This is a genomic window from Streptomyces cathayae (genome assembly GCF_029760955.1).
Taxonomy (GTDB): Bacteria; Actinomycetota; Actinomycetes; order Streptomycetales; family Streptomycetaceae; genus Streptomyces; species Streptomyces cathayae.
On record NZ_CP121682.1, the window covers coordinates 967,165 to 980,566 of the forward strand.

The 13,402-nt window shown below is 71.1% G+C and carries 9 protein-coding genes and 1 riboswitch; of the genes, 5 read left to right on the forward strand and 4 right to left on the reverse strand.

Annotated features, from left to right (window positions below; all coding sequences use genetic code 11):
• Window positions 1–97: 97 nt before the first annotated feature.
• Window positions 98–218: riboswitch (cobalamin riboswitch) on the reverse strand.
• Between the two features lie 321 nt (window positions 219–539).
• The 4 genes from PYS65_RS04590 to PYS65_RS04605 form a co-directional block, all read right to left on the reverse strand.
• Entirely contained in the window at window positions 540–2,171 is a 1,632-nt protein-coding gene (locus tag PYS65_RS04590) for an alpha/beta hydrolase (RefSeq protein ID WP_279332472.1), read from the reverse strand.
• Between the two features lie 435 nt (window positions 2,172–2,606).
• The gene (locus PYS65_RS04595; RefSeq protein WP_279332473.1) at window positions 2,607–3,092 is read right to left on the reverse strand and encodes a GNAT family N-acetyltransferase; all 486 of its coding nucleotides are present in this window, start codon (window positions 3,090–3,092) and stop codon (window positions 2,607–2,609) included.
• Between the two features lie 100 nt (window positions 3,093–3,192).
• Window positions 3,193–3,738: a PIN domain-containing protein gene (locus PYS65_RS04600; protein ID WP_279332474.1), complete on the reverse strand. Its 546-nt coding sequence runs from the start codon at window positions 3,736–3,738 to the stop codon at window positions 3,193–3,195.
• A complete protein-coding gene (locus tag PYS65_RS04605; RefSeq protein WP_279332475.1) occupies window positions 3,735–4,937 on the reverse strand; it encodes a helix-turn-helix domain-containing protein in 1,203 nt (400 codons plus the stop codon). Before PYS65_RS04605 ends, PYS65_RS04600 begins: the two co-directional genes overlap by 4 nt.
• A gap of 349 nt (window positions 4,938–5,286) precedes the next feature.
• Between PYS65_RS04605 and PYS65_RS04610 the strand changes: the two genes are divergently transcribed.
• The 5 genes from PYS65_RS04610 to PYS65_RS04630 all read left to right on the forward strand — a co-directional run bounded on the left by PYS65_RS04610 (window position 5,287) and on the right by PYS65_RS04630 (window position 13,038).
• On the forward strand, window positions 5,287–5,709 hold the full coding sequence (locus PYS65_RS04610; RefSeq protein ID WP_279332476.1) for a hypothetical protein: 423 nt from the start codon (window positions 5,287–5,289) through the stop codon (window positions 5,707–5,709).
• Complete coding sequence (locus PYS65_RS04615) at window positions 5,699–6,364, forward strand: hypothetical protein (RefSeq protein ID WP_279332477.1); 666 nt, start codon at window positions 5,699–5,701, stop codon at window positions 6,362–6,364. The genes PYS65_RS04610 and PYS65_RS04615 overlap by 11 nt, the downstream gene beginning before the upstream one ends.
• Before the next feature lie 2 nt (window positions 6,365–6,366).
• Entirely contained in the window at window positions 6,367–11,142 is a 4,776-nt protein-coding gene (locus PYS65_RS04620; protein ID WP_279332478.1) for a putative T7SS-secreted protein, read from the forward strand.
• Window positions 11,143–11,155: 13 nt separating this feature from the next.
• Window positions 11,156–11,914, forward strand: a complete 759-nt coding sequence (locus PYS65_RS04625; RefSeq protein WP_279332479.1) for a hypothetical protein — start codon at window positions 11,156–11,158, stop codon at window positions 11,912–11,914.
• Window positions 11,915–12,282: 368 nt separating this feature from the next.
• Entirely contained in the window at window positions 12,283–13,038 is a 756-nt protein-coding gene (locus PYS65_RS04630) for a hypothetical protein (RefSeq protein ID WP_279332480.1), read from the forward strand.
• Window positions 13,039–13,402 lie beyond the last annotated feature (364 nt).

Genomic DNA, 13,402 nt, shown 5'->3' on the forward strand with positions numbered 1-13,402 from the left:
GGGTCGCTTTCGCCTCAGGCCGTGCCCCTACGCAACACTAAGGAGCGGCCCCGGGCGCGGGCGCCCTGCGCAGCACCTCTCGCAGTCCACGGCGAATGACAGGAGCCTTCACACCGCGGGTAATCGGGCTTGCGGGGCCTTGGAGGGGCTCCGCCCACCGTTGCGGGTCAGCGCCGGAATTCGACCGGACTTCCCCCGCGGGGCATGTGCAGCTTAGCGCGCCCGCCGGAGCAGCCCCGCCGGTGGTGGCGGAGATCACCCCCACCGGCACTCCCACCGGGCCTCTGCACCTGCCCTGCTCAACGGCCTGACAGGCCGCCGGCGGCCGGGCCCGGCGAGGTGCTGGACGCGTGCGGCCGGCTGACGCACGGCATCGGGAACCTCTGCGTCGGCACCGACCGTGAACCCGACCACGACGCACGCCGACTGGTCGCACTCCTCATCGCAGGACTGCGCCAGGCCCCGGACCGAGGTGGATCCGGGGCCTGGCGCCCAGCGGCTCGACGGGGAGCGGGGAGCGGCCGGGGCTCCCGGCCGGTTCAGGCGGCGGCGCCGGCCGTTCCGCCGCCGCCGGTGGCGACACCGCCGGCCGGCCTGGTCGCGGAGAAGGGAGGCGTGTCCTGCCGGCACGTCGTTCCGACCGGCGGGAGGGTGCCGTCGACGAGGTAGCGGCTCTCGTGCGCCGTGACGCAGCTGCTGGGGTTGATCAACGCGGTGTGCCCGTAGCCGTCGTTGGTGAGCAGGCGGGCGTTGGCCAGTTCCTCGACCATGGCCTGCGCGTTCGAGTAGGGAGTGGCCGGGTCGTAGGTGGTACCGACCACCAGGACGGGGTGTGCCGTCGGCTTGTCCCACGGACCGCGGTAGCGGTCGGCGGCGACCGCGGGCCAGGTGGCGCACCCCGCGGCGGCCCAGGTCCAGAAGCGTCCGGCGTCGCCCGCACGAGCGGCGGCGGCCTCCTCCATGGCGTGGTAGGCCCCGGGATCACGCGGGTTGGGACTGTCACCGCAGAGCACCGCGGCACCCTGCTCCTCGCCCAGGTACGGGTTCGGGTCCGGGACCGCCGGTGGGGGCGGGGGCGCGGCCGGTTCCGGGGCGCGGCCCCGCCACAGGTCCTGCAGCCGGCCGGCGAGGTCCGTCCAGCCGGGGTGGACGACGTAGAGGCTGTTCACCGTGTCGGCGACCGTGGCGGCGTAGGTCCACGCGCCCACGGGCTGCTTCCGGAGCCGCTGCACCAGCTGGTCGAACTTGGTCCGGGTCGCCTTCGGGCCGCCGGCGGAGAAAGCGCAGTGGGCGGTGGTGGTGGACCCGCACAGGGCGAGGAACCGGTCCAGGGTCGCCGCCGCGGTGCGGTCCGAGCCCATGCGCAGGAACGTCGTGAGCCGGGGGTCGGCGTCGGACGCGTGATGCGTCCAGGCCTGCGGGTCGATGTTGCTGTCGAGGACCATGGCGCGGACCTTGCCGGGGAAGAGGCCGGCGTAGGTGGCGCCCAGGATCGTGCCGTAGGAAATCCCCTGGTAGGTGAGGTGCGGCTCCCCCACCGCCCGGCGGAGCAGGTCGAGATCACGGGCGGTGTCGGTGGTCGACACATGGCGCAGCAGTTCGGGGTCACGCTGCTCACAGCGCCGGGCCAGGTCCTTGTACGCGGCGATGAAGGCCGCCCGCTCCTTCTCGTCCACCGGGAAGCCCGCCGGTTTGCCCGCGTTCCATTCGGCGGCTTCCTCGGGAGTCGCGAAGCAGTTCACCGCGGTGCTGCTGCCGATTCCCCGGGGGTCCCAGCTGACGATGTCGAACCGCTCCCGCACCTCGCGCGGGAACTTCCCGTAGTTCTGCGGCATCTGCACCGTTCCGGGACCGCCGGGGCCGCCGGGGTTGAAGAAGAGGGTGCCGATGCGCCGGCCGGGGTCGGTCGCCTTCCGTTTGACGACCGCCAGCTCGAGGGTGCGGCCACCCGGTCTGCCGTGGTCCAGCGGCACCTTCGCGGTCGCGCAGTCGAACTCGCTGCCCCGGACGCAGGGGCTCCAGTCCAGTCGAGGGACGGGCACCGAAGGTGCGGGGGTACCGCCGGCCACGGCGAGGTCCTGGCCGGCCAGTACGGTCGAGCAGGTCACCAGCGCGGTGACGAACGCGGTATGACGTCTGCGGACCGCTGTGAATCGGCGTATGAGGGGCATGGGCATACTCCGTTCGTGGGTTCTTCGTGGCTGAGCGCCCCGGGCCGCCGACGCCCTGGCCGCGGTGCGCGTCCGGGTCCACCACACAGCGGTCCGTCGGTGCGCGCTCGGCGATACAGCCGAATGGCCCAGCCCCCGCGCTCCGGCCCTGCGCACGGTGGTAAGCGGCGCCATCCGGGCGGGCCGGCGGCCCACCCGTCGGGGGTGGATCGGTGAGCCGCCGGCCGGGAGCGGTCCGGGCGCGGCGCGGACCGGCTCATCACCGGTGAACTGCTCCTCGTCGTCCGGCGGTGGCCGGCCGTGCGGGAGGAGGTCCCACCGGCCGGGCCGGCGAGAACGTCATGTCTGACGGTGTCTTCGGCCGGACCGGCCGGTGGGAGTCCCCTACGTCTGACGGTGCGGTGCGCCCCCAGGGCCGCCGATCGTCCCGGGTGGTCAGGCGGCGGCCGACCCTCCGTTCAGCGCGGCCACGATCTCCTCGTCCTCGAACTCTCCGGTGGGCGTGAAGCCCAGCGACGCGTACAGGCGGACGGCGGGGGCGTTCTCCGGATGGTAGGAGAGCCGGATCTCGCGGCAGGACGGCAGTGTGGCGAGGCGCCGTATCAGGACGCGCATCGTGGCGCGGCCCACGCCCTTGCCCTGCTCGGCGGCGTCGACGACCATGCCGCCGATCCAGTGGGTGCCGTCCTCCTCGTCGTACGCCCACATGACGTGGCCCACGACCTCGTCACCGGCCCGGACCGCGAGGGAGTTCCAGGTTCCGTCCCGCAGGGAGAGCAGCAGATAGCGTGCGCCGAGGGCGGCCACGAACCGGCGCTGGTCGTCGGCGGGAGCCACGTCGGCGACGGCGCGCCAGTTCTCGTCCGTGATCTCCTCGAGCACCACGCGCCGGCCCTGGCGGTCGGTGTCTGTCTTCGTCATCAGACCTGTTCTTTCGCTCGATACGGGTAGGGCGGCCCGGGCGGGCCTGGTCGGCCGTCGGCGTGGGCGCCCCGTAGGTCCGCGCCCGCTGCCCGGCTGTTCAGCGCAGCAGGTCCTCGGGGCTGCGGGGAACACCCCGGATGTGCCGGCCGGCCTGCTGTATGGCGGTGAGGAGTCCGTGGCCGGTGTCGGCCATGACCAGCCCGTCGACGACGGCTTCGCGCATGACGCCGACGGTGTCCTTCACGGGGATCCCTTTGCGGCGTGCGTAGTGGCCCGCCTCGCCGTCGTCGGTGATCCACACGGAATGGGCGAACTCGCTGCGGTGCTCGATCAGGACCAGGGTTTCCGCCTCGCCCAGGTGTTGCAGTGGCCGGGACGGAGCACCCGCGAAGACGACGCGTCGGGTGCGGTCCACTAACGAGATCTCGGCAGGGTCGTCGATCTCGATGGGTGCGCCGAGCCATCCGCCGCCGGCCACCTCGCTCAGCCCCGGCCAGTAGCGCGACGACCGCTCGGCCTCAGCCGCGACGGCCTGGGTCCAGCGCCCCCGGCCGTCCAGGACCTTCTCCAGCAGGGCGAGACGGTCGACCGCCGCGAAGTTGCACAGCACGGTGTTGTCGGGAAACCAGCAGTGGCGCGTCATGGCTGGAAGACCAGGTCCCCCTCGTCGACCGCGGCAGTGCTCGAGGGATCTTCCGGAGGAACGGGCTCGGGTTCGAGCACCTCGCGGAGCCTGTCGGCCTCCCATCCCGTGTAGGCCGCCAACGGCCGCAGGGTGGTCTCTCCGTCCAGGTACGCCTCGTACAGCGTCTGGGCGGGGCGGAAGGGCAGCCGCTTGGTCTGCGCCCAGGCCGTACGGGCCTGGAAGAGGTCGCTCTGCCCGGTCAGCCAGTGGCAGTCCTCGGTGGTGAGTCCGCGCAGCCTGCCGGCGGTCCGCTCGTCGATGAGGCCCAACTGGGAGAGGCGCGCCGCCAGAGCACTGGGTGACACCTGGAAGTGGACTACCAGGGAGGTGAGTTGTTCGTCCGACAGACCGCCTGCCGCCACCGCCGCCTCGATCTCCGACCGGGGCATGAGGAGATGGGCGGCGAACACGTTCGCGCGGACCTCGGTGAGGTCCTTCTGGTGACCGGGGGTCAGGTGAGTCTCCGTCAGGAGGTCCTGTGCGTCCCGGGCCAGGATGTGCCCGAGTTCGTGTGCGAGGGTGAAGCGCTGCCGGGTGGGCACACGGGTCCGGGCGATCATGATGAGCCGGAAGCCGTCCGCCTGCCAGGCGGCACCGTCGATCCCCTCGGGCAGTCCGATCTTGGCCACGTCCACCCCGAAGGTCTGCTCCAGCGCCTGGAGGAGTTCCGCACTGTCCATGCTGCCCACCGGTGGTGACCCCTCGGCGTGCAGCCGGGCGAGCGCGGCTTCCGCGAGCGCCACGCCTTCGTCCACACACCCCTTGTGATCCGTGGGAGCGGTGGGGTGCGACGGGCCGGCCGAGGGAAGTTCGGGCTGCTGCGGCGCCCTGCCGAGGAGGACGAGGACCTCGTGCGCGCTGGTGAAGCGTTCGACGAGGTCCTTGAGGGTGGCACGGCCGTCCCCGCTCATCGCCGACGGCACGGCACGGGCGGCGAAGGCCGGACGCAGCGGGTCGCGGCCGGTCAGCAGCCAGTCGACCGTCGTGTCGCCGAACTCCGCGATGCGCGCCAGGTCCAGGGAGGTGAACCGGCGGACTCCGCTGAGCGACTTGGACAGCTTGTCCGGCGTCAGCCCGACCCTCTCGGCGAACTCCGCCTGCCTGACCGATGCCCTGAGCATGACGCTTCGCACACGATCGGTCACGGTCTCCTTCATGCCCTCACCCTAGGAACCGAATGCGAAAATCGCAACCGGACGGGTCCGGCACGACTCCGATGGCGGGGCGGGCCTTCCGCATCGAGGCCGCTTCGGCCGTCGGGCGCGTCCCACCACTGCCCGCCGGAGCGTGCGGCCGCCGCCCGGACCACCGGGATGCGCCGGCTCGCCCCCCTTCTCTCTGGCCGGACGACACGGATGTGCCCCACCGGCCGTCGAGCGCCCTGTGCGGGACGCAACGGAGCCTGGTCAAGGCCCGGTCGGGTTTCACGAGAACCACCGCCCCCTCCACGCACGTCTGTTCTACGGTGCCATCAGTCACCTTTGACACCGTGACGAGGGAGGGGCCGTGGAGCAGCCCAGGACGGCGTTGGCCGAGCGGATCGCCGAGCAGCGGGCGGGGGCCGGTGATCCGCGGGCGCTGGTGGGTGAGATGCGGCGGTCGGTGCTTCTGGTCCCGTCCGTCGACGGCCGCCTGTGGAGCGCGCATTCGGGTGGGGTGCGGTGGGTGTGCGCCTTCACGGACGAGACGGCGCTGGCCCGCTTCGCCCTTCACCACGGGCCGGGTGACCGGCCGATGGACTACGCGGCGCTGCGGGGTGCCCGCATCGTGGACGAGATCGTGCCGTCTCTGGGCGAGCCCGCCGGCCTGGCGGTGGACATCGCCGACGAAGACGGGTCGATGTTCTTCCCGCCGGTCACCGGGATCGTCCCCGACGGTGCCGCCCTCGACACCGAAACGACGGAGGGGGGACCTGGCCGTGGGCGCTGACGGGACGGACCTGAACTTCGACGAGGTGTCGGTCGCCAAGTTCACCAAGGGGGTGGGCGCCACCATCGACGAGCTGGGCGACCTGGGCGGCGCCACCGGCTCCATCATGGGCAAAGGGTTCTCCCAGCTGTCGATGACCGGGATGGAGACCGGGCACCACGGCCTGTCCGTCGACTTCGAGGACTTCTGCGAACGCTGGGAGTGGGGCGTGCGCGCCCTGGTGAACGACGCCGGCCAGATCGCGAACCGGCTGGGGCTGACGGCGGGCACCCTGTGGGAGCACGACCAGTACGTGGCAGGCTCGCTGAAGGTGGGGGTCAACGCCCTGATGGGCGGCAACCCGCACGCCTCCGAGGAGGAGATCACCCAGCAGGACTGGGGTGAGGTGTTCACGCCGGACCACCTGGACCCGGACTGGAGCCGTGAGTCGTTCGAGCGGGCCGGCGAGGAGATCGAGCAGACCTGGAAGGACACCGGCCGTTCGCTGCTCACGGAGGGGCGGGGCGGACAGCAGTCGGAGTGGCTCAACGAGCAGTTGGGCATCGACGAGGGCGAGTGGAACCGGGCGCTGGACGAGACGTTCGGCCCGTCGCCCGAGGAACGCGCCCAACAGGCGCAGCAGCAGGGCGGCCAGGGCGGCGACGGGGGTGACTGAGCGTGGGTATCGGCGACTTCATCAAGGACATCACCCCGGACTCGGTGGAGGAGACGGTCGAGGACGGTGTCGAGTGGCTCGGCGACCGGGTCGAGGGCGCGGGGAACTGGACCGCGGACCGGCTGGACGAGGCCGGCTGGGAGTCGGGTGCGGACTGGGTGCGCGAGCAGTCGCGTTCGGTGGCGAACCGGATGGGCGCCGAGGTCGACGAGATGGACCTCGGAGAGACCGAGGACAGGACCAAGCTGGTCTACGGCAGTCCGGAGAAGATCCGTTCCACCGCTGAGAAACTCCGCTCCTTCCAGAAAGCGTTCGACGACGCCGGTTCCGGGCTGAAGGGTCTGGACTCCTCACAGCTCAAGGGCGAGGCCGCCGAGGCACTGCGCAAGGCGGTGAGCACCCAGCCGCCGAAGTGGTTCACCGGTGCCGACGCCTGCGAGAAGGCGGTCGGCGCGCTGGAGTCGTTCGCCTCCACCGTGAGCTGGGCGCAGGGGCAGGCGCAGACGGCGATCCGCAAGTGGAAGGAAGGGGTCAAGGCGTCCGAGGACGCCGCCGACGCCCACCGCAAGAAGGTCGACGCCTACAACAAGGCCGTCGACCGCTACAACGCCCAGCCCGCCGACAAGCGCGACCCGTCCACGCTTCCGCCGTGTCCGGCGCCGACGTTCGACGACCCGGGCAAGAAGCTGATGCAGGAGGCGCAGGACATCCTCGCCGAGGCCCGCAAGCAGCGGAACACCGCCGCGGAGACCGCCCGCAGCGCGGTGCGCGCGGCACGCGACATGGCCCCTCAGAAGCCGTCGTACGCGCAGCAGGCGGGCGACGGTCTGCAGGAGCTGCAGATCATGGGCGACCACGTCGGCGGCGGGGTCATCAAGGGCACGGCGGGGCTGCTCACCTTCGTGCGGGGCATCAACCCGCTGGACCCGTACAACCTCACCCACCCGGCCGAGTACGCCACGAACCTCAACGGCCTGGCCTCCGGCCTGGTGCTGGCAGCCAACGACCCGGTCGGCACCGGCAAGCAGATGGTCGGCGACTTCATGAAGGACCCCTACGAGGGTTTCGGCCGGCTGCTGCCCGACGCCGCGCTGACCGTGGCCACCGGCGGGGGCGGTGCCGCGGTCAAGGGCGTGCGCATCGCCGCCGACGCGGCCGACGCCGCGCGGGTCCGCCGCCTGGTCGACGACGCCCCCGACGGCACCCACAACCGGCCCGACGGGTCCCGCACCACCGACGGCACCGACCCCGTCGACCTGGCTTCCGGCCGCATGTTCCTGCCCCAGGCCGACGTGGAGATCCCCGGCATCCTGCCGCTGGTCTTCACCCGGCGCACCGAGTCCGGCTGCACGGCCGGCCGCTTCCTGGGGCCGTCCTGGACCTCCACCGTCGACGAACGCCTGGAGATCGACCCGGTCGGCGTCGTCCACGTCACCGCCGACGGCCTGCTGATCCCCTATCCGCACCCCGTCCCCGGAGCCCCCACCCGTCCCGAGTCCGGCACCACCCGCACCCTGCTGGCCCGCGACGCGGACGGCGACTACACGCTCACCGACCCCGACACCGGCCTGGTCCGCCACTTCACCGCCCCGCCCGGCGGCGAACCCGGCGGCGACGGCGACGCCTGGCTGATGTCCGTCACCGAACGCAACGGCCACACCGTCACCGTCGACCGCACCGAGGACGGCCTGCCGACGGCCCTGGCCCACTCGGCCGGCCCCCGGGTGAAGCTGACCACCACCGACGGCCGGATCACCGCCCTCGCCCTGGTCGGCGCGGGCGAGAACGGCGCCGACCTGCCGCTGATGGGCTACGGCTACCGGGACGGCGACCTCACCACCGTCACCAAACCCTCCGGCGCCACCACCACCTTCGCCTACGACGACCGCCGCCGCGTCACCGCCTGGACCGACTCCAACGACAGCCGCTACGACTACGCCTACGACGACCGCGACCGCGTCATCGCCGAAGGCGGCGAGGCCGGCCACGTCCAGATCACCCTCGCCTACACCGAGCCCGACCCCGCCACCGGCCACCGCACCACCACACTGACCACCGCCGACGGCCGCACCACCCGCCACCGCATCGACCACCGCTGCCGGGTGATCGCCACCACCGACCCCCTCGGCCACACCACCCGCTCCACCTACGACACCCACGGCAACCCGCTCACCCGCACCGACCCGCTCGGCGCCACCACCGCCTTCACCTACGACGAGAACAGCAGGCTGGTCTGCGCGGTCCGCCCGGACGGCTCCGAACTGCGCATCGTGCGCGGCCCTCTCGGGCTGCCGACGGAGGTTGTGGGGCCGGACGGCGCCCGCACGACCTACGCGTACGACGAGCGTGGCAACCGGATCGCGGTCACCGACCCGGCCGGCCACGCCACCCGCTACGCCTACGACGACGCAGGCCGGCTCGCCTCCGTCACCGACGCCCTCGGGGACACGACCCGTGTGGTGTGCGACAGGGCGGGGCTGGTCGTGGCGGTGACCGACCCGTCCGGCGCCACCATCCGCACCGAGCGGGACGGGCTGGGCCGTCCGGTCCGTGTCACCGGCCCGACGGGCGGGGTCACCCGACTGGACTGGAACGCGGACGGGCAGCTCGTCCGCCGCATCGGGCCGGGCGGCGCCACCGAGTCATGGATCTACGACGGCGAGGGCAACTGCCTCGCCCACACGGACGCCGTCGGCGGCGTCTCGCGCTACGAGTACACCCACTTCGACCTCCCGCTCGCCGGCACCCGGCCCGACGGGAGCCGCTACGAGTTCGAGCACGACAACGACCTGCGTCTCACCCGGGTCACCAACCCGCAGGGTCTGACCTGGACGTACGAGTACGACGCGGTCGGCAACATCGTGTCCGAGACCGACTTCGACGGGCGCACCCTGACCTACCGCATGGACGCCGCGGGTCGGCTCGCCGAGCGGATCGACGCGCTCGGCGGGGCCGTCTCCTTCGAGCGCGACCAGCTCGGCCAGGTCATCCGCAAGGACGTCGACGGCCGGGTGACGACCTACGCCTACGATCGGGCGGGCCGCCTCCTGGAGGCGATCGGACCGGAGAGCGAACTCCGCTACCAGTACGACCGCCGCGGGCAGGTCAAGACAGAACTGGTGGACGGCCGCCCGCTCGTCCACTCCTACGACGACCTGGGGCGGCGCATCCGCCGGACCACGCCCACCGGCCATGTCACGTCCTACGCCTACGCCTCCGACGGACTCCCCCTGCGGCTCACCACGGGGGGCCGGCGGGTCGACTTCCACCACGACGCCGTCGGCCGCGAACTGACCCGTACCTACGGGGACGCGATCACCATGACGTCGGCCTGGGACGAGGCCGGACGGCTCGCCGAGCAGCACATCACCGCCGGAGTCAGAGCCATCGACAGCCGCGCCTACGCCTACCGCGCCGACGGCCACCTGATCTCCGTCGCGACCCGGCTGTCGGGCACCCGTACCTTCGAGCTCGACCGGGCGGGCCGGGTCACCGCCGTCCACGCACAAGGCTGGACGGAGCGATACGCCTACGACGCCGTCGGCAACCAGACCTCGGCCTCCTGGCCGTCCCGCCACCCCGGCAGCGAGGCCATCGGGCCGCGCGCCTACACCGGTACCACCGTCACCCGCGCCGGAGACGTCCGCTTCGGGCACGACGCTCTCGGCCGGATCGTCCTGCGGCAGAAGACCCGCCTGTCCCGTAAGCCCGACACCTGGCGCTACGAGTGGGACACTGAGAACCGTCTCACCTCCGTCACCACCCCGGACGGGACGCGGTGGCGGTACCGCTACGACCCACTGGGCCGCCGCACCACGAAGCAGCGCCTGGCGGACGACGGCGAGGGCGTGGTCGAGGAGATCCGCTTCACCTGGGACGGCCTCACCCTGTGCGAGCAGACCAGCCACCGGCCGGACGTCCCGAACACGGTCGTCCTCACCTGGGACCACCGGGACGTTGTGCCCCTGGCCCAGACCGAGCGCATCCTCACGGCCGACAGCGGTCAGGAGGAGATCGACCGGCGGTTCTTCGCCATCGCCACCGATCTCGTCGGCACGCCGACCGAACTCATCGACGAGTCCGGGGACATCGCCTGGCGCAGTCGGAGCACGCTCTGGGGCACCACTGCCTGGGCCCGGGACAGCAGCGCCTACATCCCGCTGCGCTTCCCCGGCCAGTACTACGACCCCGAGACCGGCCTCCACTACAACTGCTTCCGTCACTACGACCCCGAGACCGGCCGCTACACCTCCCCGGACCCACTGGGTCTCGCTCCCGCGCCGAACCCTGTGGGCTATGTCGACAACCCGCACACAGGGTGCGACCCGCTGGGCCTGATGCCCAAGTACACGAAGGAGGAAAAAGCCCAACAGGCCAGGGAAAAGGCCATCCAGACCGCGGACGAGGTCATCGAGAGAGCCCAGGGAAACCGGATGAAGAAGGCCGGGAACTACCACGCGGATTCCATGCACAGCTTCAGTGACGAGCGGGTCTTGGAGATCCTCAAGAGCCCAGACGCCGTTTACCACTCGACGGCGGGCAGCGGAAGGCTGACCTTCCGACAAGGGGAGGACATCGTGGTGACAGAGGGTGGAGGTGCAGGGGCGGGCAATGCCATCACGGCGTACGGCCCGTCCGGTACCAGGGGGGACTCCGGTGTGCGGGCACTCGGAGGCCTGCCCTCCGACCCCGGAGGGCCGATTACCCACGCAGACGTGGTGGAGGGCAGGATTCCGGCCAAGAACGGCTACCTGGCTCCCGCGGTGCAGATTCGATGAGGCGGCATTCACCATGAGACTTACCCTCGACGGCGACTGGAGTGCAACGGTGACGGGCAATGCCCTTCGCGTCCCACCGCGCTTCGACTTCCTGGATCAGCGGGTGCGTATCGCGGAGTACACCGACGTGAAGGAATGGCAGCGGTTCCTCGTGGACACGTTCGGCAGCCAGGAGTGGCTGTGGGACGACCCGGACGAGCTCCGGTTCGATCCGGCCGGCCGGGAGCTGGTCGGCGCCGCGTTCCGATTGCCCCACGAAGCGGCCGACCTCGAGGACTGCGCCCGCGTTCCCGCCACACCCCCCGCCCGTCCTGGCGGTCTGCGTGCCGACGAGGTCCGGGATTTCCGCCTGGCGATGACCACCGAGCTCTGCCGCGCCCCCGAAGACGCCGTACTGACCTGCCTGCGCGACCTCGACGTCCTCGACGAGCCGCTGGACGCCCGCATCGGCATCGCTCCCGACGTGGCGCTCCTCGTCCAGGGCGGCGCCGTCGTCGGCTGGAGCCTGACCGACCCGGTCCGGTACGTCACCACCGGGTTCGCCGCTCTCGACCCGGCTCCACCGGCCCAAGCCACCCGGCTCCTGTTCACGGCCTGCATGGACCTAGCCACCACGCCGTGGCTGGACGCGGTGAGGCGCCGTGACCCGGCCGCGGTGTCCGACCTGCGGGAACTGGACCACAGGCTGCGCGACCAACGCGAGGACCGGCACCGCGTCGACGCCCTGCTCTCGCTTGTCGGCAACCTGGTGGAGGATTACGCAAACTCGTGACGCCCATTGATCAGAAGCTCATGGGCTTCTCGTCCAGGACGTGGCGAAGCGGCCGCGGACAGCCCGCACCGCTTCAGGTGCATGCGCCCGGGCTGGGTCAGCCGCACCCGGTACGGCTTCGCGATGAGGCCGCCCACCTGTCGCCGCGTCCACACCTGCTCGCCTCGCCGTCAACGCGGCTACCGGAGAACGACGGCCAGCGGGTGGTGAAGCACAAATTCTGAACCCGGCTCCTCCCCGGGCGGCGGCGCTCGGTGGCAGTCCGTCGGACCCCGGTAAGCCGGTGACCCACGAGGACATCGTGCAGGGCAGGATTCCCACCGACGACGGCTCCATGGCCCCAGCACAGCAGATCAGATGAGGCAAGAATGACCATGAAACTGTCGTTCGACGGCGACTGGTGTGCAACGGTGACGGACGATCCGCTGCGCGTCACTCCCCGCTTCACCGGCGACTCCGTGGATGTCGCGCAGTATGTGGACGTGAAGGAGCGCGAGCGGTTCGTCGCGCATAGCTTCGGTAGCCAGCACTGGCTGTGGGACGCGCCTGACGTCTTCCGGTTCGACCCGGACAGCCGGCAGTTGGCCGGGGTCGAGTTCAGGCTGCCCGAAGAGTCCGTCTCCGCCGAGGACGCCGCTCGGCTTTCCCTCACACCTGCGGTACGCCCGGGTGGGCTCCGCGCCGAAGAGATCCGGGATTTCCGACATGAGATGGGGAAGGTGTTGTGCCGTGCCCCCGACGATTCCGTGCTGTCCTGTCTCCGCGACCTCGACGTCCTCGACGCCCCGCTGGAGGCCCGCATCGGCATCGCCCCCGACGTGGCACTTCTCGTCCAGGACGGCGCCGCCGTCGGCTGGAGCCTGACCGATCCAGTCCGCTATGTGACCAGCGGGTTCGCCGCTCCTGACCCCAACCCGCCCTCCCCCTCCACCCGTCACCTGTTCACTGAATGCCTGGATCTGGTCACCACACCCGTGGTCGAGGACTTGGCGGACGGCGAACCGACCGCCCTGGCCCGGCTGCGGGCCGCCGACGAGGTCCTGCGCGCCCAGCCCGAGGACCGGCACCGGGCCGACGCGCTGCTTGAGATGATCGCCACGTTCATGGAGGATTACGGACGGTGAATCTCCCCTCCCGGTCCACGCAAGCGGGAAGTGAAGGCGGGGCAGCTGTATAGGGAATTTTTCGTCCCTGATAACGAAGAAGCGTATGAGGCCGCTGACGAATGGCCGAATTCGGATAAAAATGGAGTGCGAGTTCTTGCCCTGCGGAACACTTCCGGGAAATAGCTGGCATTTCCCTACGACACTCTATTCCTGGAGAACGCGACATCCTCTTCCGTGCCCTGAGCGACGCCGCGAATTTCTGGGCGGGAAAACCCGAGCTCCCGGGCCAGGAGAAGGTCACCTTCCAGACCGTACTGCCGTGCCCGCCCGAAGTTCAGGAGGAGATGCTCCACAAAATTCACGCATGGTGAATCTCTTTCGT